Annotated in this window: 20 protein-coding genes and 1 tRNA gene; 12 read left to right on the top strand and 9 right to left on the bottom strand. The window is 46.6% G+C overall.

All coding sequences use genetic code 11. From position 1 onward, the window contains the following. Window position 1 precedes the first annotated feature (1 nt). Entirely contained in the window at window positions 2–1,654 is a 1,653-nt protein-coding gene (locus AWQ21_RS08305) for an MBL fold metallo-hydrolase (RefSeq protein WP_065714136.1), read from the top strand. Here the strand turns inward: AWQ21_RS08305 and AWQ21_RS08300 are convergent. The 3 genes from AWQ21_RS08300 to AWQ21_RS08290 all read right to left on the bottom strand — a co-directional run bounded on the left by AWQ21_RS08300 (window position 1,651) and on the right by AWQ21_RS08290 (window position 3,752). After that, a complete protein-coding gene (locus AWQ21_RS08300) occupies window positions 1,651–1,965 on the bottom strand; it encodes a DUF6679 family protein (protein ID WP_065714135.1) in 315 nt (104 codons plus the stop codon). The genes AWQ21_RS08305 and AWQ21_RS08300 overlap by 4 nt on opposite strands. An 84-nt stretch (window positions 1,966–2,049) precedes the next feature. Then, window positions 2,050–2,937: an alpha/beta fold hydrolase gene (locus AWQ21_RS08295; RefSeq protein ID WP_065714134.1), complete on the bottom strand. Its 888-nt coding sequence runs from the start codon at window positions 2,935–2,937 to the stop codon at window positions 2,050–2,052. Window positions 2,938–3,029: 92 nt separating this feature from the next. Continuing rightward, entirely contained in the window at window positions 3,030–3,752 is a 723-nt protein-coding gene (locus AWQ21_RS08290; RefSeq protein ID WP_065714133.1) for a hypothetical protein, read from the bottom strand. Window positions 3,753–3,984: 232 nt separating this feature from the next. Between AWQ21_RS08290 and AWQ21_RS08285 the strand changes: the two genes are divergently transcribed. The 9 genes from AWQ21_RS08285 to AWQ21_RS08245 all read left to right on the top strand — a co-directional run bounded on the left by AWQ21_RS08285 (window position 3,985) and on the right by AWQ21_RS08245 (window position 13,047). Next, a complete protein-coding gene (locus AWQ21_RS08285) occupies window positions 3,985–4,491 on the top strand; it encodes a GNAT family N-acetyltransferase (protein WP_065714132.1) in 507 nt (168 codons plus the stop codon). A gap of 53 nt (window positions 4,492–4,544) precedes the next feature. Continuing rightward, a tRNA-Pro gene (locus AWQ21_RS08280) sits at window positions 4,545–4,618 on the top strand. Between the two features lie 408 nt (window positions 4,619–5,026). Then, window positions 5,027–5,869, top strand: coding sequence for a Tic22 family protein (locus AWQ21_RS08275; protein WP_232314925.1), 843 nt, complete (start codon window positions 5,027–5,029; stop codon window positions 5,867–5,869). A gap of 24 nt (window positions 5,870–5,893) precedes the next feature. After that, window positions 5,894–6,769, top strand: a complete 876-nt coding sequence (gene prmC / locus AWQ21_RS08270) for a peptide chain release factor N(5)-glutamine methyltransferase (RefSeq protein WP_065714130.1) — start codon at window positions 5,894–5,896, stop codon at window positions 6,767–6,769. Between the two features lie 281 nt (window positions 6,770–7,050). Continuing rightward, window positions 7,051–8,511 (top strand): hypothetical protein, encoded by a 1,461-nt coding sequence (locus tag AWQ21_RS08265; protein WP_065714129.1) that lies wholly within the window; start codon window positions 7,051–7,053, stop codon window positions 8,509–8,511. Window positions 8,512–8,517: 6 nt separating this feature from the next. After that, the gene (locus AWQ21_RS08260) at window positions 8,518–9,021 is read left to right on the top strand and encodes a prepilin-type N-terminal cleavage/methylation domain-containing protein (RefSeq protein ID WP_065714128.1); all 504 of its coding nucleotides are present in this window, start codon (window positions 8,518–8,520) and stop codon (window positions 9,019–9,021) included. After that, entirely contained in the window at window positions 8,996–9,538 is a 543-nt protein-coding gene (locus tag AWQ21_RS08255) for a prepilin-type N-terminal cleavage/methylation domain-containing protein (RefSeq protein ID WP_071932275.1), read from the top strand. Before AWQ21_RS08260 ends, AWQ21_RS08255 begins: the two co-directional genes overlap by 26 nt. A 66-nt stretch (window positions 9,539–9,604) precedes the next feature. Then, window positions 9,605–12,409, top strand: a complete 2,805-nt coding sequence (locus tag AWQ21_RS08250) for a prepilin-type N-terminal cleavage/methylation domain-containing protein (protein WP_083997990.1) — start codon at window positions 9,605–9,607, stop codon at window positions 12,407–12,409. A gap of 107 nt (window positions 12,410–12,516) precedes the next feature. Beyond that, window positions 12,517–13,047: a GspH/FimT family protein gene (locus AWQ21_RS08245; protein ID WP_157094721.1), complete on the top strand. Its 531-nt coding sequence runs from the start codon at window positions 12,517–12,519 to the stop codon at window positions 13,045–13,047. Between the two features lie 41 nt (window positions 13,048–13,088). On the opposite strand, the gene AWQ21_RS08240 is transcribed toward AWQ21_RS08245, so the two are convergent. From AWQ21_RS08240 to AWQ21_RS08230, 3 genes are all read right to left on the bottom strand, one after another. Continuing rightward, a protein-coding gene (locus AWQ21_RS08240; protein WP_315862169.1) for an IS5 family transposase occupies window positions 13,089–13,882 on the bottom strand; the annotation gives its coding sequence in 2 pieces (ribosomal slippage) (window positions 13,089–13,589 and window positions 13,592–13,882; 792 coding nt in all). Between the two features lie 70 nt (window positions 13,883–13,952). After that, a complete protein-coding gene (locus tag AWQ21_RS08235) occupies window positions 13,953–14,186 on the bottom strand; it encodes a hypothetical protein (RefSeq protein ID WP_065714124.1) in 234 nt (77 codons plus the stop codon). 3 nt (window positions 14,187–14,189) lie between these two features. Then, window positions 14,190–15,134 carry a ParA family protein gene (locus AWQ21_RS08230; RefSeq protein ID WP_198159627.1) on the bottom strand — a complete coding sequence of 315 codons (945 nt, stop codon included), beginning with the start codon at window positions 15,132–15,134 and terminating at the stop codon, window positions 14,190–14,192. 125 nt (window positions 15,135–15,259) lie between these two features. Between AWQ21_RS08230 and AWQ21_RS08225 the strand changes: the two genes are divergently transcribed. After that, the gene (locus AWQ21_RS08225; RefSeq protein ID WP_065714122.1) at window positions 15,260–16,423 is read left to right on the top strand and encodes an ISAs1 family transposase; all 1,164 of its coding nucleotides are present in this window, start codon (window positions 15,260–15,262) and stop codon (window positions 16,421–16,423) included. Here the strand turns inward: AWQ21_RS08225 and AWQ21_RS08220 are convergent. The 3 genes from AWQ21_RS08220 to fabI form a co-directional block, all read right to left on the bottom strand. Next, window positions 16,351–16,821 carry a hypothetical protein gene (locus AWQ21_RS08220; RefSeq protein ID WP_065714121.1) on the bottom strand — a complete coding sequence of 157 codons (471 nt, stop codon included), beginning with the start codon at window positions 16,819–16,821 and terminating at the stop codon, window positions 16,351–16,353. The two genes, AWQ21_RS08225 and AWQ21_RS08220, sit on opposite strands and share 73 nt — an antisense overlap. A gap of 114 nt (window positions 16,822–16,935) precedes the next feature. Next, window positions 16,936–17,808 carry a 16S rRNA (cytosine(1402)-N(4))-methyltransferase RsmH gene (gene rsmH / locus AWQ21_RS08215; RefSeq protein ID WP_065714120.1) on the bottom strand — a complete coding sequence of 291 codons (873 nt, stop codon included), beginning with the start codon at window positions 17,806–17,808 and terminating at the stop codon, window positions 16,936–16,938. Between the two features lie 76 nt (window positions 17,809–17,884). Then, window positions 17,885–18,661: an enoyl-ACP reductase FabI gene (gene fabI / locus AWQ21_RS08210; RefSeq protein ID WP_012307288.1), complete on the bottom strand. Its 777-nt coding sequence runs from the start codon at window positions 18,659–18,661 to the stop codon at window positions 17,885–17,887. 280 nt (window positions 18,662–18,941) lie between these two features. Between fabI and ntcA the strand changes: the two genes are divergently transcribed. Then, window positions 18,942–19,673, top strand: a complete 732-nt coding sequence (gene ntcA / locus AWQ21_RS08205; RefSeq protein WP_232308876.1) for a global nitrogen regulator NtcA — start codon at window positions 18,942–18,944, stop codon at window positions 19,671–19,673. Window positions 19,674–19,696 lie beyond the last annotated feature (23 nt).

Genomic DNA, 19,696 nt, shown 5'->3' with positions numbered 1-19,696 from the left:
AATGCCCCCTGCCGTCGCCCCCGATTTGCCTCAATTATCCTGCCTGCCCTACGCCACTGGTCAACAAGCAGAAGGTGTTTGTCTTCTTCTTAAATTGGGGCCTTATCAACTGCTACTCGACTGTGGTGTCACGGATTTTGCGCGGCTCCTCGCCCAGGACAAAATGCCCGATGCCGTTTTTTGTAGCCATGCCCATCGGGATCACGCCGAAGGCATCCTCGCTTTACATCGCCATTTTCCGGAAGTCCCCATTTATCTGAGTGCTGCGACTCAAACATTGTTGCCCCTCAACTGGCCTGGGGCAAAGGTTCCGTCTGATTTAGGTCAAGTGGTGCCCTGGCGATCGCCCGTCGAAATTGCCGACAATTTAACCCTCCAACTTTTCCCCGCCGGACATTTGCCGGGGGCGGCGGCGGCTTTGTTTACGTTCCATACCCCAGAGCGAGATTACACGGTATTTTACACGGGAGATTTTTCCGTTTCCCATTTTCAGTTGGTGAATGGCTTATCCATTGAGGCTTTGCGGGGTTTCCAGCCCGATGTGCTGATCATCGAGGGTAGCTATGGTACGATGCGGCATCCCCACCGCCGTCAACAGGAAAAATACCTCACCCAACGGATTCTCGACGCCTTAGATTCTGGTCAGTCGGTGATTTTGCCCGTACCGCGCCTCGGCCTCGGCCAGGAAATCTTAAAATTATTGCGATCGCACCACCAATTTACCGGCAAAAAAGTTGATATTTGGGTAGAAGGCCAAGTGGCCCGTGGGTGCGATTTGTATTTGGAGATCTTGCCAGAATTGCCAAATCCAGTGCAAAATTTTGCCCGTCACCAGGCCCTCTTTTGGGATGACCGGGTCTACCCCCGGATGCATCGCCTCGCCCCAGGTGAATATCCAGACCTGCACCAGGGCAACCATGTGATCATCACCGATTACACCAATGACTTCGCCAAGTATTGCGAAGCAGAGCAATGCCCTTGTTTACTCCTCTTACCAGAACATCCAGGGGTTTGGTTAGATATTGAAGCGCCTCCCCTGGCGGCGATCGCCCCTAAAAAACACGTCCAAATCGAAACCTATCTCCTCGCCGAACACAGCGACGGTCGCAATACCACCCAGTTAATCCACAACTTGCGGCCCCAACACGTTGTCTTTTTCCATGGTTCTAGCCAAGACTTGGAAGATCTCACCGCCCTCGAAGAACTCCAAAGCCGCTATCAACTCCATTGTCCCGCCGCCGGAAAGTTAGTCGAGCTTCCCATTGGGGCCACGTTTATCCAACCAGAAGGCCCCCACAGCACGGAATACGAAGGGGAAATTAATGAAGTGGGGGCTTGGATTACCATCAGCCTGCCCAATAGCCTCAACGATGATCCCCGTTGGCAAACCTTTGCGGATACGGGTCTGGTGGAAGCGCGCTGGCAGGGGGAAGAACTTGTGCTGCGCGGCATTAACGAGCGGGAACTGCTACGCCATAATGTCGATGCCCAACGATTTAACAACTTAGATTGCTGCCTCAACTGCCGCTTTCAAAAAGGATTGCGGTGCCAACAACCAAAATCTCCCCTGTATCGCTTTAAGGTGACACCAGAGGGGTATTGTCCAGAGTTTCAGGCGATCGCCCAGGCTCCAGATCCATCAGAAGAGATTTAGTCTTGATTTTTTGAATCGGGGAAATGGGGGAAAATTTGCTCCGCTTCTGGGCAATCTTCGGCAATGGAAAGTTCCACATCCATCTTCGGCACCGAGGCGAGTTTTTGGGTGATCGCGCCAACGCTTTCTAGGCGCACCAATTCTTCCCAAGAGGAAATTTCGTCCTCTTCTTCCGTTTCATAACGGATTGTGAGAATTTCTCCTTCAAACGCCGTAATAGTCGCATTTTCAATCCAGCGCTGTTGATCCCGCAAGAATATACAAACTTCTTTTTCATCGTTGCAGATTTGGTTAATCTTGCGGTGTAGCATAAGCTTCTCCAAAGTTTGGGCAGAGCACAATAACATTTCTCTACTAAGCATTGTAGACAATCTCCCTGCACTTTTACAGTCCTTTTAGGGGTGATCTTGATTTAAAATTTCGCGAATATTTTCTGCTACTGCGATGGTTTGTTCAACCATTGCTAAATGACCGCAGTGATCAATTTCTCGGACATTATTGCCCATACAACCAAAACTAGGGTGAAAGCTGGCTAAATGGCGCACATACTTCAGTTCCATCACCGGATCTTGCTGTCCGGCCAAAAAATAAACCGGTTGGACTAATTGGGCCACCAACTGCGGTAGATAGTGCACTTCCTGTTCGGTGGTCGTTTCGAGGAGGGCACCGAGGGCGGCAGTGGCATCAGCCTGGAGAAAGTCATGAATTCTCTGTTTTCCCCACTGTCTTGAGAGGGGACGATGCACCATCAACCGGGCAAAAAATAAGTCCAATAAAGGTATATGTTTCAGGAAAGGCCAGCGATTTTTGACGAGGTTTTGGCCGGCATTGCGAAACTTTTCAAAGTCTTCTTTAAGATAAATGCCCCCCCCAGCATTGATGCAGATAATGCCCCGCACCCGTTTGGGACAAATGGCGGCCCCCCACAGGGCGATGCTCCCGCCGAGGGAGTGACCCACAAGCCAAACATGTTTGAGGTTGAGGGTTTCGAGTAAATGCTGTAGATCGGTGCCGTAGTCTTGAAGGGTGTAGCCTTGGTCTGGGTAGCGATCGCCTTGGGTTTTGGCGGCAGATTCTCCGAAACCCCGAAGATCGTAGGCCAGACAAGCATAATCTTGCTTTAAAAGATCAATGAGGGGTTGCCAATAGGCGCGACTCAGGAGCCAACCATGGATAAATACAAGCACCGGAGATTCGGGATCTTCTCCGGCAGGATCTGAGGGGCGATCGCTGGGGGTAAAGTCATAGGCATGGAGCACATCGCGAATTACCGTTGTTGCCATAAAGTCTTTTTACCAATGGGCTCACATTTCGATCACTCTTTATTTTACCCAAGAGCGATCGCCCAGCTTTCTCGGCCTAGGGACATTTACATTTATGAAATATGCAGCAGGCGATCGCGCACATTATTCGCAATCCGCTGGCCTAAATACTCAGGAATTGCACTTTCATTGGGGCCAAAAAGGTACAAAATTAGCCTGGTGTTGCCGCGCCAAGACACCAGATTGGCATTAATTACTAACAGATCTTCCTGCCAAATCGCATACATTGCTCGGTACAACAGACCTTCTTGTTCCTTCGCCTCGATGATCAGGGTCGGCAGATGGAACACAGGGTCAATGTAAAATTCCGTATGCACCTCAGCGAGCCCCGCCGCAAAATCAAACTCGACGGCCAACATCTCTTCCACGGCAAAGCGGCCCGCCAGGGCTTCCCGCACTGCTCGACAGACATTCCCGGCGGTATTGGGGGTGAGGGCCTGGTCATTACGATCAATTCTGAGCTTGATGAAAACGAGCATTGGCGCTTGGATCTGCCCATACAGGCTGAGGCTATGGATCTTCAGACCGTAGGCGAGGAGAATCCCGAAAATATCACTCAAGAGAAAGGATTGATTTCGGTAGGCAAACTGGAAAATGCTCCGGTTGCCATCGGGACTAATTTCAACGATCGGCCGCTTGGCCCGGTAAAGCTGATAGGCTAACTGGAGATTTTGAAATTGTGCTTCACTACTGACGAATTGTTCGTAAAATTCGGGAAATGAACGATTAAAACGTTTCAGTAGATCTAAATTAGAGGATTTGAGGGTGGCGGCCATAGGTAATGGGGGCGGTGTGGCTAAAAAAGACTTCAGAAAATAAAAATGCGTATGCTGATCTCCGAATAACCCTTATTTCCTATAGTTTACTCCAGGAATTTTGCGCTTTCTTGACTCTGGTGCCCTAGCAGCCCCCAGTCAGCCTTCGCAAAAGATCTTGTAAGATTATCAAGAATATTTATTTGTCGTGTCTTGCGACTTCATCCGAGGCGATCGCCCCCATAAAATGAGCATGGGTTTCCTAAAACGACTATTTAATCCCACCGTTGATGTTCCAAATGCCCAGATCAGTAATTCACAACTGGAGTCTGCTGGCCAACCGCGTATTTTCTTTAGCCTAGATCGCGACCTTGATCTCTACGAGCTAGAAGAACTTTGTGATCAAGTGGGTTGGGCCAGACGTCCCATTCGTAAAGTCCGCAAAGCAATCCAACATAGCTTTCTGGTGGTCACGGTCTGGGAAGTGCGCAATAGCAAACGGCGGCGTCTCATCGGGTTTGCCCGGGCCACCTCTGACTGTGCTTTTAACGCGACGGTGTGGGATGTGGTGATCCATCCCCAGTTCCAGAGCCAAGGCTTAGGTAAGGGCCTCATGCAGTTCATGATCAAAAAACTGCGGGAGTCAGATATCAGCAACATTACGCTTTTTGCTGATCCCCAAGTAGTAGAGTTTTACCGGCGGTTGGGTTTTATCCTTGATCCAGAAGGGATTAAAGGGATGTTTTGGTACCCAAGCTGAAAATGATTTCACAAATAGTCTAAGGCTAAGTTATACTAGCTGAGGTATTTTAACGGGATGTAGCGCAGCTTGGTAGCGCGCCTGCTTTGGGAGTAGGATGCCGCAGGTTCGAATCCTGTCATCCCGATTTTTTGATTTTTAAGACTCTCTGGTGGCGATCGCCCCCGTTAATTTGACCACTCCAGGCCAGCCTAGGCACGTCATAAAAAAGCCTAGATCGCCCCAGAATAATTGAATTTTTTGTGTTAGAGTCGAAATCATTGGCAAGTCTATGCCGATACTTTTCTATTTGCAATGGGACTTGAGTATAAACATTTACGAAATGGAACTCCAATTTACGGAGTCACGTCTCTAGAATACGTTGGTAAACTGCAATATCCGTCACCCATGGAAAGCCCCAGTTTATCGAGATCATGGAATAGATTGCCGCTTTTTTAGTGGGGATTTCTAAGACGTAATACAAAGCATTTTGACGGCTTATTTCTTTAGGATTAATTTTTCTAATCTTGCAGTTATTTTGTTCGAGGTTTTATTTATGAAAAGTCTGGTTCGTTTGGGTCAAAAAGCCTTATTGATGGGTACGGTAATTGCCGGAACAATCTTGGGCGTTAATAGCAGTGTGTTGGCGCTTCCTGAGGCAACGGTTGTCGAAAAGCTCCGGCCAATTCCGATGTATATGCTGATCAACGACGAAGGGCAGCCAATTTTCGCGACGGTCACTGACCAAAATGGCGGTGAGTCGGGAGTTACGGGGGTTTTTGTCAGTCTTGCGGATGCAGAAAATCTCGTGGCGGCCCGCCAGACAGAATCGAAAAAACTCCTCGATGCAGAACGGGCAAAACCCAATGCCGATCCCCAAATTGTCGCTGAACTAGAAGCCCAAGCGGCCCTGTGGCAAGAGGCCAACATTCTGCCCATCGGCTTGGATAAGATCTACCAGTTTGCTCAAAGTGACGAAGCAGAAGATTTAACCTTTAAGTTTTTGCCGACCATGGCCCAGTTAAATGCAGCGGCCCAAGTGACGCAACAGGAAAACTTCCCTGGTGTCCCTTTATTTTTCCTCTCGATTCAGGAAAAGGATGCCAATGGACAGGATATTGTTTCTTTCCCAACCCTGGCAGGGGATGACAACAATGGTAACGGCGAAATCCCCGTTTTCTTTGAGGTACAGCCGATTCTTGAGCAATTGGATGCGTTCCCAGAAGATGAAGAGCTAAGTATTAATGTGATGCCCCTTGAGGTATTTATTGCCAAATTACTCGATGAGGATCTGCCCACAGAGGAACAGGAATTTTTGGAGTCGATGACCCTCATTCCCTCAGCGGAATCGGCCCAATTGATCCAAGCTGTGATTGAGCAGCAACAGCAACAACGATAATAGGGTGTTGGGAACGGTTGATTCTTGACTGAGATCATTGCGGCTCAGGATTTAGGACGGTGGCGACAGTGGGCCCAGACCCAGGCGATCGCCACCGATATTTCTGTTGAGGAAGTGGACTGGTTTCTCCAGGGGCTGACCAGCGTGGATCGGCTCAGTTTGCGGCTAGGAATCCGGGAAGCTGTACAGAGTCAGGTGTCTTTGGCTGAACTTTCACAGCTCTGGGAACGGCGCTGCCAGGAAAAAGTTCCGGTGCAATATCTCGTCGGGAAAGCGCCCTGGCGAAATTTTGAGTTGTTCGTGTCCCCGGCGGTGTTAATCCCTCGGCCCGAAACAGAGTATTTAATCGATTTGGCGCGGACTAGCCCAACAAATTTACACGCAGGCCACTGGGTCGATCTGGGGACGGGCAGTGGGGCGATCGCCTTGGGTTTGGCAGAGAGTTTTGTGGCAGCGACGATCCATGCCGTTGACCAGAGTGCCGCCGCCCTTGGAGTCGCCCGAAAAAATGCGATCGCCTACGGCTTTCAAAATCGAATTCAGTTTTACCAAGGCAGTTGGTGGGAGCCGCTACAACATTTGCGGGGACAGGTGGCGGGAATGGTTTCCAATCCCCCCTATATTCCCGCTGCCCTACTGCCGGATTTACAGCCAGAAGTTTATCGTCATGAACCCCATAGTGCTCTTGATGGGGGCACAGACGGGTTAGCCGACCTGCGAATTTTGGTGAATGAAGCGCCGGATTATTTGGTTTCTGGTGGCATTTGGCTCGTGGAAATGATGCGTGGTCAGGGGGAAGCGGTGGCGCAATTACTCGCAGACAATGGCCGCTACACCCAAATTCAGATCATTGATGATTTTGCTGGGGGCGATCGCTACGTATCCGCCCAGCGCATCTGAAGAAAGTTACGTAAGTGTCATACGTGATTAAAATCACTGATAATATCTACCTTTAGACTTAAATTTAACTTAAGGCAGCTTATCTTTGAATGTGTTGTCCTCAAGCAACTTTTGGTTGATTGTCTCGGCTGAAAAAGCTGATATATAAAGTTTAATCTGTAAAATGCGACAAACACCTCAAGTTGTGGGCATCCTAAGAATTAGAGGTAGAAGCAGTGCTGCCCAGGTCGTTGCTTAGAATATTGCGGAATTTCAATAAACACTGCGAGGTTAAAACCACCATGTATACATTCTTACTCCAGTTCCTCCTAAAAACAAAACAGACTAAGGAAAGCGGTTTTAGTCTCGTGGTTGCTTTGGGGCTAGGTCTTTTCTTGGTGGTCACCGGTGCAACAATGCTCCTCCGTTCCAATGATGATCAAGTCGCCTCGACGCTACAGAAACATAGCCAAGAAAATATGGCGATCGCCGAAGCAGGTCTAAACCGAGTGCTTGGGGTACTTCGCTCTGAGGAAAATAGTATCTTTCTAAAGCTTGACAAGAACGAATGGACAAAAGAGAAGTACGATAGCCTGAAGCCAACTGCAGAAGTTTTTGACGGTGGCTGTAGCGAATACAATAACCAAGAAAGTGATGGTGAAGAGAATGCTTCTGAAGATATTCCTTTAGCGGTGGCTCAGATTCGTGACAGCAGTATATCAGTTGACAACAAAGGTGAATTTCAACTCCTTGCCTATGATTATGATTCTCGAACGGGCACAGGCACCTTTACTGTAGAGGGAAGTTTATCCGGTGATCGAGGTACAGCTATCCTTGAAGCATCTGTGTATGTCGGTGAATTTTCCAACGAAGGGGAATCGACATTCCCTGGTATGTACATGGAAAACTTTATTGAACTCGGCAACAACGATGTCTCTTTAATTCCTAACGTCAGTGCTGATCCGAATGAAAAAAGCAATATTATTTGCACAAGATGTCAATTTTCTAACTTAGAAGACGCTTGTGCCGCCGATATTTCCCCAGCAGACTATGCAAACTTAATCCATCGAGATGCAATGGGGGCTCAGAATAACTCTAAACTCACTAACGTCATTCCTCGGTTAGGTGAGCCCAATCTGCCGCCCTTGCCGGTTCCCCCACAAACAATTACCGCAGATTTAGGCAGTAATGTTCGAGATCTACCTAGCGGGGGTGATCAAACAGTTTCCTTTGATCCTGATGGTGCAGGCCCAGCCCAGGCCTATCAAGCCTATGTTTACAAAGCAGAAGACATTGATATTGGTGGTGGCGTTAAAACCTGGACGATTAACACAACAAACGCGCCTGTGATTGTCTTCCTCTCTGGTGATTTAACAATTTCTGGGAACCGCCAAATTATCCATGAAGGTGATTTTGGTGACTTTGCAATTTTTGGTAAGCCAGATAGTGGTACAGGCACAGTCTCTCAAAATATCCGCATTAACGGGACAGCCAGTTCGACATTCTTTGTCTATGCTCCTGATGCCCAGGTGGGAATCAATGGTGGCGGCAACGGCGACGGCATGAACGGCGTTATCTGGGGAAAAATTTGGGACGCTTCTAATTCCAATGCCAGTGGCGCAGTTGTTAATATTCCCCCGGGTGCTCCTGAAGCTTTGGGCAATGCCTTTGGTACAACCTTTGAAAGCATTTCTCTCAAACGGCCAGCACAAGTTGTCAACACAGGCGTGGTTACGTGGGAGAGAAGAGAAGCAACAAACTAACTAGCCATGATGCAACCTCGATGGACGACAAAAAACAACTCTAGCTCTGTCCCTAAACAAGGTCAGCAAGGCTTTACCTTTATTGAAGTCTTGGCAGGGATTATTGTTTCGACAATCTTTGTGCTTGTGACAGCCGAGGCCACATTTGTTAGTGTTGTTTTGCGAGTACAGGCCCAGCGTGCATCTGAAGCGATGAATGCAATCCAGTCAGACTTTGACGAAATTAAATATGAGGCTGCTTTGTCTTTCTCAAATGCCTCGCCTGACTGCGACGCAACTACCCCAGAAAAGGGTTATGCCCAAGCATTAATCAATCAGATTAAGGCTCCTGACCCTCCTACTCTGGTGAACAAAGAATACAATATGAACCGAAATTTAAGTATTCCGGATCAGCCTCCTTACAACATTGTGGAAGTCAGTTATCGAGTTGAAGATCCAGATAGCGGGCGAATCGTCGCAGAATATTATTCGGAGATTATCCCTGATGCCTTCTTTGCCTGTCGGAATTAGACGTAACTCGGCCGGATTTACACTCATTGAGTTGATGGTCGCAATTTTTATGGCAGGCATTTTGGCAACCATATCCACGCCTGTGATGTTTGGTTTTATCAATCGCAGTAAGTTAACCAGTGCCAGGAGTGAGCTTTTTGGGGCTTTAGAGGAAGTCCAACGCCAAGCGATCCGCCGTAGTATTAGTTGTCGATTTATTTTGCCGTCGAGTCCTGCCACCAATCCAACCCTTAACAGTGATTGTTTTGTCACAGGCGATCGCAGTTTAGAGGGGATCACCATGCGTCATAATGGTGCCACTGTTAAACCGACCGATTTTTTGTTTGATTTCCGAGGTAGAACCAGTGATCCAAGCAGAAACTTCCTTACAAATGATTTGGTACTGATTCTCACAAAAAATGGAAATTTGGGGAACCAAAAATGTGTCATTGTTTCCCGTGGTTTGGGCTTAGTCCGTAATGGCAATTACCCACCCGGCGATAGTTCAACAGACCCAGCTAAGTGTTCATTGCAATAGCTTTTTTGGGTATCATTAAAGTGATATGGCATTTTACATTGCTACCGGTTCGAGGCCCGCAAAACGATGAGACGTTGGCTCCTAAAATACTATTTTAATTTGCTCAATAGACGATCGACCTCACAAGGAAACCGAGGCTTTACTGTTATTGAAGTGCTCCTGGCGATCACCCTGAGCGGGATTGTGGCTACTGGTCTTGGCACAGCCATGGTCGCCACCCTCAATGCCAGCAATCGCACCGAAGCCCGTACCCAGCGGCGTTCTCAACTCAACCGGGCCATTGATTACATCACAGAAGATGTCCGGCGATCGCGTGTTCTTGATGTTGCAACCAACGATGCCACCGATGACACCTTAGTTTTAGAATATTTCCCAGAAATAGGAGACAACATCAACTCACGAACCATTGAATATTCCATAGCAGAAAAAGATGACAATTCCCCCTGGGTAGGGCCGATGGTGCTCCGACGGAAAGAGTATAGAACAGGAGATGATCCAGATGCCGTTAATTGGACAGTTCTCGTTGATGCCATTTCTGAGAACACAAATATTCCTGTTCCTCCAAACATTACTTGTCCGGAAGGAAGCACGACAATTGGGAATACAGGCTTTCGTGCTTGTTTGGAAGAAGAGACCTCCGCAACAGGTAATGCTATTTATAAAGTCGATCTAGCGCTCCACGGTGAAGTTAATGATTTTGAGGGTAGTAATAATACATCTGAAGTTTTAAGTGTTAGTAGTTCCGCCTTTGCGCGGAGTATTAATCCCCAGGGAGATATCCTAATTAACCCTTCTATCGAATCAGTGGCCCTAAGTAGTGATTTGACGACTGCGACGGTTAACTGGAGTGAAGCTCTCGGCGGGGAAAAACCCTATTCCTATACCCTCTATCGTTGCAGTGAGGGGCCGGATACCTGCGAAATCGATCAAGCTACTTCTGACACGGTCGCCAGCGAATTAACAACCAGAACCTACAGTGATAATATCTCTGGTCTGTCCCGAGGCAATACCGTTTGCTATGAAGTGAAGGTTGTTGATAACTTAGGAGATACCAGAACCAGTAATCCTGTTTGTGTCGAATTAGTAGAAGAACTAATCCCGCCGCAAATTGAAGACATTTGGGAATCCCAGGGAGAAGTGGGCCTTGAGTGGCGGGCCGCTTCCGGTGGTGATCCCGGCTACCTCTATGGTCTGAAGCGTTGTGATGTCGCAGGAAATGCAGATGATTGTGACCCCACAACATCGGTGCGCGATCCAGAAATTGCTGGTACTTCCTACTTCCCTGATATTGTGACGGGCATCAGCGATGGTCAAAAAATTTGCTATGCCGTTGTTGTCAAAGATCAAATAGGAGAAATAGCCCAGGGCGATCCGAAATGCATCATCAAGGGACAACCTCTCTCTGCACCACCGATTAAAAAGATTACAGAACAAGCTAATAATACCGTTGATCTCACTTGGTTGAGTGCCTCTGGTGGTGACTATCCCTACACTTACGATCTATTGCGCTGTGACGTCGCCCCAGACCAAACTTGCACTCCAACCACATCTCTGAACTTGGCGACTGAAGATAAAAGTTTCTCTGGAGATGATATTTCAGCAGTCAATAGCGGCGATAAAATTTGCTACGCTGTGCAAGTGACAGACAACAGTGCTGCTACCAGTATTGGGGAAACAGAATGTCTAATTAAAGATGCGCCCCTTGCTGCGCCGGATTCTTTGACAGTGACCCTTGATGTTAGTAGCGCCGAGATGGATATTACCTGGCCTGATGCGACAGGGGGCACCCCAGACTATACCTATAATCTTTATCGGTGTAATACGACCAACACAAGCTGTACCCCCAGCTTGCTGACTTCTGATGTAACTTCAGGTGTATCCGGATATGCAGATAATGTCAGTAGCATTGCTAGAGGTCAGAATGTTTGCTATGCCGTGCAAGTCAGTGACGCAGACGGAGCAACAGACCAGACGGAAACTGTGTGTGAAACAAAAATTGATCCTCTACTTTTGAGCGGCCTTGTTGTCACCATTGACCCGGATGCTTCCGAAGCCAATATTGCCTGGAGTTCGATTACAGGGGGCAGTACAGCATCACCAACCTACAGTCTTGCTCTAAAACGTTGTACTGGAGAAAACTGCACACCCACCACAGTGGCATCCACCAGAACGACACAAAATACAGGTAGCGGTAGTTTTACCAATAGTGTTTCTGGTATTGCTGAAGGCACTAACATTTGTTACGCCATTGAGGTTACCTCTGGCACCCAAACCACCAGTGGCCAAACCTGTACGACCCTCGAAACGAGTTTGGCTGCGCCTGTAATTACTTTGAATAACTCATCTTTGGTGAAACCAACTGTGAACTGGTCAGCCGTTACTGGAGCAACGGGTTATCGAGTGTTTAGTTGTCAAGGGCAGGGAATCTGTGATCCATTATCAGGGGACACAGCGAATACAACAAATCTTTCCTTTACGCCAGATAATAATCCGAGTGTTGGTAATGAATGGTGTTTCGTCGTTAAAGCAACTAAGGGTTCGGTGATTAGTCCTGCGAGTGAGCAACTTTGTGGTGCGATACAAGGTTTAACTGCACCGGAAGGTCTAAAACTTGAATTTACTCAGCGGTCAGATAAGCGCTACGATGCCAAGGTTAGTTGGAGTTTAAACACGAATGTAACAAGTTACAAGCTATATTTCTGCTCAACTAGTAATGACTGTACACCTAATGATTTAGTTTTAGATAATATCAAAACATCAACAGCTACGGATGGCCCAATCGATAAAAATACAAACATTTGCTACGGAGTTGTTGCAGAAGCAAATGGCATATCTAGTCCAATGAGTAGAGTTTGTGGTCGAGCAAAATAATAGAAGCTAACGAAAAAGCAATATTGTCTACCGTAAGATTGATTGCTCACAGCTTTTGATACTCGATATCATGGGGGGTGTAGTTAGATCTACTTAGGCTGTGTTTCATGTCACTATTATTCTCTAGGGCCAAAGCACCTTTTAGACCCCTCAAAACCCAAGGCTTCACACTGTTTGAAGTGTTGGGGGTTTTGCTGCTAGTTGGTATTTTGGCAGGAATTGCAACCCCGTCACTCCTCGGCTTTTTGGCACGGGCAGGCGCAAGACAAGACTTTACGGCTTTACAGGGTTTGTTGCAACGTACCCAACAGGAAGCCATTCGCCAGAGTCGCACTTGTCGGGTCATTTTGCCCGCCAACAATAGCGAGAATGCAAAAGTGTCCTCTGATTGTCGGGTAACGGAGGATGTGGTGCTTGAAAATGTTGTGATCAAATACAACAATGCCAATAGCAAAGCGATTAATTTTAATTACCGAGGTAACACCAGCCCGCTGCGCACTATCGTCCTGGCAGATACCCAGTCACAATACCAACGTTGTTTAATCATTTCCAATGGCATTGGCGTCATTCGTAAAGGGGTTTATGTCGGCGATATCTCGGGCAATGTCTCTGCTAGTTCTTGCCAAACAACTGGTTGATTTTCTTGATTAAGAGGATGTCTGAGAAAATATTGTAAAGATTACGCCAAGCGCCTCAGAAGGATGCGAATGGATGCTAGATATATCCACGCTTCCGCACTCCTCGTATTACATTCATAGTCTCGACTCAAACGGCGGCACCAGTAAAACCAGCCAAAGGTTCTCTCCACTACCCATCGCCTTGGTAATGCTGTGAATCCTTTGCACTCCTCCGGACGTAATACTTTCTCCAATATCCAGCCAAACTTGTCCATTACCCAGCGCACAAGACTTTCTCCGTGATACCCCCCATCCACATACAACAGGTAAAAACACTCTAGATTCAGTCCCATCCTTTGGATTCGTGCCAACAATAGCTTTAATCCTTGACCTTCCGCGGTGTTGGCGGCAGTTACCACTACGGCCATCAAAATGCCCAAGCTATCCACCATGATGTGTCGTTTGCGACCTTTAACTTTCTTATTTCCATCAACTCCAACATCCTGATGAATCATTGTTGCTGTATCCACCGATTGAGAATCCACCACCCCATAGCTCGGTGAGGAGGGTGGTCATGACCTGTGGTGCGTTCCCACTGATGGAGAGTTTGGTTAATACGTTCGAGGGTGCCATCGTCACGCCATTGGCGGAAGTAGTGATAGACGGTTTGCCATTTGGGGAAATCATGGGGCAGTAAGCGCCAGGCGATACCACCCATGAGGATATAGAGGAGAGCATTAACGACTTGACGCAGGTCAGTGGAGCGGGGACGACCACCCGATTTAGCTGAGGGAAGTAGGGGTTTAAGGAGAGACCATTGGTCATCGGTGAGGTCTGTCGGATAGGATGTAGACATGATTTTTGAGATTAGAGATTTATGTACTTCTACAGGCTAAATCTCTATTTTTTTATCCGCCATACCCTTCTCAGACATCCTCTAAGATAAAAGTATTATGCATAGCTTCATATTGGTCTTCCTCTAGCTGTTTGATCATAACTGGCAAAATATTTCTTTGGGAATGCTTGAGTTGCTCAACCAAATTTTCCAAAATAATCTTGTTAAACTTTTCTTTATTTTTAGATTTGATAAAATCACAAGGAACTTGAACTAATTCACCAACTTCTAATTCATTTAATGGTAAATCTTCTAAGATAGACATAGCTTATTCATTGATAAAATTTGGATTGATAAATACTTCTTTAACTAGCTCTTGGTAGCATTTCGTGATCTGAGATTGACGCCAACAGACAACAGGCATCTGTTTGAATTCTGCAACTTTAGTCTGGGCAAATGTGCGAATAACTTCATTGTATCTTTTGCCAGAGAAACAATGTTTATCTAGTTCTTGGTCAATCATTTGATCTAGTCTTTTACCTGCGTCTGCCGGACAGTTACTGTAAACTAAGCCAAGGTTCCACGGGCCTAAGTGAAGAGTCTTTACCTTTTTGCGTGATTCCCGTACTTCTTTGATTTTTTTATGGATACGTACACCATGATAAATCGACTTTTTTCCATGGTCGATCGGTATTAGTAGAGAGTCTATGCTGTACATCAAGCTACGAGTTAGTTGATCTGCAGCAGGAGATGTATCGATAAAAATATAATCAAAACTAGGTGTCAATAAGTCAATAATTCTTGGGAAAACTTTAGCTGCCGAAAATCCTTGATATTGCCCTTTAGATTCACGGAATTCATCTAATGCATATTTCCCAATGGGCAGAACATCAATTTCTAGCTTCTCCTTTTCTGAGGTGGGAAAAATTCGATGCTGAATAACTGAATTGAGAATTTCTCTTGCGTTTTTGATTTTTCTCTGGGAAATGGATTTAACACATTCGAGCAGCCAGCTATTATATTTATCTGGAATAAGACCAAGCCCTCGTGTTAGATCGTTTTGTGAATCTAAATCAATTAGTAAAACACGTTTACCCGCCAACGCCAACTCAGCACCGATGTTGATAGTATTCGTTGTTTTGGCGACGCCTCCTTTTTGATTCCAGACAGCTGTCACCAAAGCTCTATAGGGATTATTAAGACAATAATTTAGCTGCTTCATCAGAGCCGGAATAGTCTTTTCGGTCATTCGTTGAATATCTGTCATCGGCATAACTAAACCGTCAATGCGCTTCCAGATCTGAAAGAAATCACCATTCATCACTAGACCATAGGGAGCAGGGGCTACGCATCTAAAAAAAGGTGTAGAAAGGAGGAAAGAGGAAAAATGTGAAAAGAATGGCATCCCTATTTAACAACGAAGTTCTCAAAGCCAGTATTGACAAGCACTTTGGAGAAATAGAAGACCCAAGAGTAGAACGTACACGGGCACACTACTTAGTCGATATCATCGTTATCGCTCTTTTTGCCACTATATCAGGAGCCGATAGTTGGGTAGGAATCGAAACCTATGGAAATTCCAAAGAAGAATGGCTCAGGCAATTTCTCGAGTTGCCCAACGGCATCCCCTCCCATGATACTTTTGCCAGGGTATTTGCCAGATTAGACTCAGAACAATTAGAAGCAGAATTTCGCAACTGGGTAGGGACAATAGCAGGAAAGCTCTCAGCTCAGGTCATTGCCATAGATGGAAAAGCTTCACGAGGCTCCTACGATAGGGAAAAAGGCATTAAAGACCTACAACTGGTCAGTGCTTGGGCAACGTCATCTCGTCTAGTGTTAGGACAAGAGGCTGTGGAAACAAAATCCAATGAAATTACAGCCATTCCTCAACTACTCGCACAACTAGAGCTCAAAGGATGTATTGTGACCATCGATGCCATGGGCACTCAAAAGAAAATCGCCCAACAGATTTGTCAAGCTAAAGCAGACTATATTCTGGCTCTCAAGGGCAACCAGGGTAGATTGTTTAAAGCAGTAAAAACCTGGTTTGAAAAGCAAAGAGAATCTGCCAAAGAATGGCGAGAAACGGGATGGCATCAGACGGAGAAGGGACATCAGCGTCTAGAAACCAGAACAATCTGGCAAATTCCAGCATCTCATGTTTTGCCTCAAGAGTTACGGGAGCCTTGGCAGCAACTCCGTACCATCGTCATTGTGGAAGGAACTCGTCAACTTTGGCATAAGACTACTCACGAAATCCGCTTCTTTATCAGTTCTATAGAAGCGACAAATCAGGAGTTTGCCAGTCATATTCGCAATCACTGGGGAATTGAAAATCAGCTTCATTGGTGTCTTGACGTGGTCTTTGGAGAAGATAATTCTCGAATTCGCCAAGGTCATTCGGCTCGTAATATGAGCCTAATGAGGCGGTTCACGTTGAATCTGCTTCGTCAGGAGACTTCTCAAACCAGCCTCACCATGAAGCGTTACAAGGCTGCCATGGACAATGGTTTTTTACTTAAAATCCTTGCTGACTCTGGTTTTATTTTAGATGCGTAGCCCCTGCCATAGGGAGGTAGCTTATCTCCATCTACACTCTCTTTGTTGAGGTATTGTTGAATCCCATTTCCGTCAGTTTTATAGCCTACTGATTCTTGATAATATTTATTTTCTTTGCATTTATCGATGAAGAATTCATCCGCAGACTCTGCAAGAATTTGATCTCGCTTTTTGACCTCAACAGTGATTAGTGGTTTTCTTTTATCGTCATCGGAAAAGATTAAATAATCTGGCTTTAATCCTGAACCAATCTTAATCTGTGATTCTATTTGAGTGAAGTTTAATCCCAACGATGGCCAAATACATTCATCGATAAAATGCTTTTCTAGTTTAACTTCTGAATAATCGGAAGGGAGTTGCTTCCAGCGTTCAATAACTGCTTCGTATGTATTGGCCATGATTTTAACTTCAATCTATAGCCATTGTGTCGCCAAAGGATAATAACAATTTCTTCTCGATACAATTATTCATATTTTGATGTTAAAATTCCTGTACTTCGAGCGATAGTCGCCCTATTCTGCGGCTTCTTTTAACTCAGCAAAACGCAACTTTGCGGATCGTGCCCGGGGATTCTGATCAACTTCTTCATCACTGGCAACAATCGGCTTTTTGGTGAGTACCCGCCAAATTTCCCGCTGTCGAAACGCATTTTTAACCAGACGATCTTCGAGGCTATGAAAACTAATAATCCCTAATCTGCCTTGGGGTTTGAGCCATTGGGGGGCATTGACTAATAGATATTGCAGCGCATCGAGTTCACCATTTACGGCAATACGTAATGCTTGAAAAACCCTTGTTGCCGGATGGATTTTCGCTTTTCTGGCCTTGGGATGATAGGTATAAAACACGATTTCTTCTAATTCTTTAGTTGTCTGAATCGGGCGTTTCATGGCTATTTTTTTGGCAATTTGTCGTGACAAACGTTCATCACCATACTCATAGAACAGATTCGCCAACGCTTTTTCTTCATAGGTGTTGACAATATCCGCCGCTGTTAAGCTTTGCCGTTGATCCATACGCATATCGAGGGGCGCATCCATTCGAAAACTAAAGCCGCGATCGCCTTGATCAAACTGTACGGAACTCACCCCAAGATCCGCGATAATCCCATCAAATTTTTCTCCTTGGGGATTATATTCGCCAAAATTTGACCGCACCGCCCGAAAGCGATCGCCAAATTCTTTTAATCGTTCTGACGCAGCGGCGATCGCCTGACCATCCCGATCCACTCCCGTAACGCGCACATCGGGATACTGCTGCAAAATCAATGCTGTATGGCCGCCGCCGCCCAGGGTCACATCCAGGTAATGGCCCCCCGGTTTTACTCCCAAGCCCGCCACCAACTCTTCTCTCAACACCGAAATATGCTTAAACGCTTCCGCCATGAATCCATCCAATAAAAAACAAAATCCCCCTATCACTGAGGGGGAGCCCAAGAACGCAAAACCCTAAACTAGGACATTACATCCCCATGATTTCGTAGCCAGAATCCACATAGAGCACTTGACCTGTGACCCCACTCGAAAGATCACTACAGAGGAACGCCGCCGCATTACCCACTTCCTTTTGGGTTACGGTTCGGCGCAAAGGAGCCGTTGCTTCCACATGGTGAATCATATCGAGGATGCCACCCACCGCTGAAGACGCCAAAGTCCGGATCGGGCCGGCCGAAATTGCATTCACGCGAATATTACTGGGGCCGAGGTCCGCCGCCAAGTAACGCACACTCATTTCGAGAGCCGACTTTGCCACACCCATCACATTGTAATTGGGGATAACCTTCACCCCACCCAGGTAAGTTAGGGTTACAATCGCGCCCCCTTCTGTCATCACTGTTTTGGCACCCCGGGCGAGACGCGTTAAAGAATAGGCACTAATGTCGAGGGCCGTATTAAAACCATCCCGCGAAGTATCACTAAAATCACCCGTCAAATCTTCGCGATTCGCAAAGGCAAGACAGTGGATCAAAATATCTAACTTGCCCCACTCTTTTTTGACAGACTCAAACACTTGATCCACCTGGGCATCATCTTGCACATTACAGGGGAGGAAAAGAGAAGGGTTGAGGGGCGCAACAAGCTCACCTACTTTTTTCTCAAACCGTCCTTTGTCATCGGGGAGATAAGTGACCCCAATATTCGCCCCGGCGGCATGTAATTGTTGGGCGATCCCCCAGGCAATGGATTTGTTATTTGCAATCCCAGTGACTAGGGCATTTTTTCCAGTTAAATCAAGCATATGGGTTCTCAAAAAGTATAAAAAATTAAAGCCAAGAAGCCAGCGTATATTATCTTCGCGCTCTGGTGACCTCGATGCAAACGGCTACTTTAGGGCAAATCAGGGGAAATTCTGCAAAATGCCTGGGAACTAACCCAGAAATCCATAATTATTTTGAAGCAAAAAGTACAAAATACTATACCAGAGTAAGATTTAGTTTAAGGGGAATGCTCATGGTCTCTGCACACTGAGCGCTAATGTTTCACCCATCACGGTGGGGAACTGTTGCCCAACAGAATCTATGATGTACAACCCTGACTTCAACCAACCTCCTTTTTCTTCTGCCAATCCAGTGCCTGAATTACCTGCGACTCAAATTACAGACCTTGCGACGGCGTTTCGTCAGTTTCACAGTGGCCCCTTCCCACCCGTCGTGGAGAACTATGACCGGGGCAAGACGATCTTTTTTCCGGGGGATCCAGCGGAACGGGTTTATTTCCTCCTGAAAGGGGCTGTCCGTTTGTCCCGGGTCTACGAAGCGGGGGAAGAAATTACGGTGGCCCTCCTCCGAGAGAACAGTGTCTTTGGGGTTTTATCGCTACTCACGGGACAAAAATCGGATCGCTTTTACCATGCGGTGGCTTTTACGCCAGTGGAGTTGTTGTCGGCTCCCATTGAGCAGGTGCAAAAGGCTCTTAATGAACACCCAGAACTGGCGATGTTAATGCTAAAGGGGTTGTCGTCGCGCATTTTGCAAACGGAGATGATGATCGAAACTCTAGCTCACCGGGACATGGGCTCGCGCCTCGTGAGTTTCCTGTTGATTCTCTGTCGAGATTTCGGGGTGCCGACCGATGAAGGGATTCGTATCGATCTCAAGCTATCCCACCAGGCGATCGCCGAAGCAATTGGCTCAACGCGGGTGACAGTGACGCGCCTCCTGGGGGAACTTCGAGAACAGGACATGATTTCGATTTATAAGAAAAAAATTACCGTCCATGACCCCGTAAACCTGAGTCAACAGTTCGCTTAACGCTAAAGTAGAAAAGTCATACT

The sequence above is a fragment of the Picosynechococcus sp. PCC 7003 genome (assembly GCF_001693255.1).
In the GTDB taxonomy this organism is placed as follows: Bacteria; Cyanobacteriota; Cyanobacteriia; order Cyanobacteriales; family MRBY01; genus MRBY01.
Note: the sequence above shows the minus strand (reverse complement) of the source record. Positions and strands in the feature narration are given on the sequence as shown.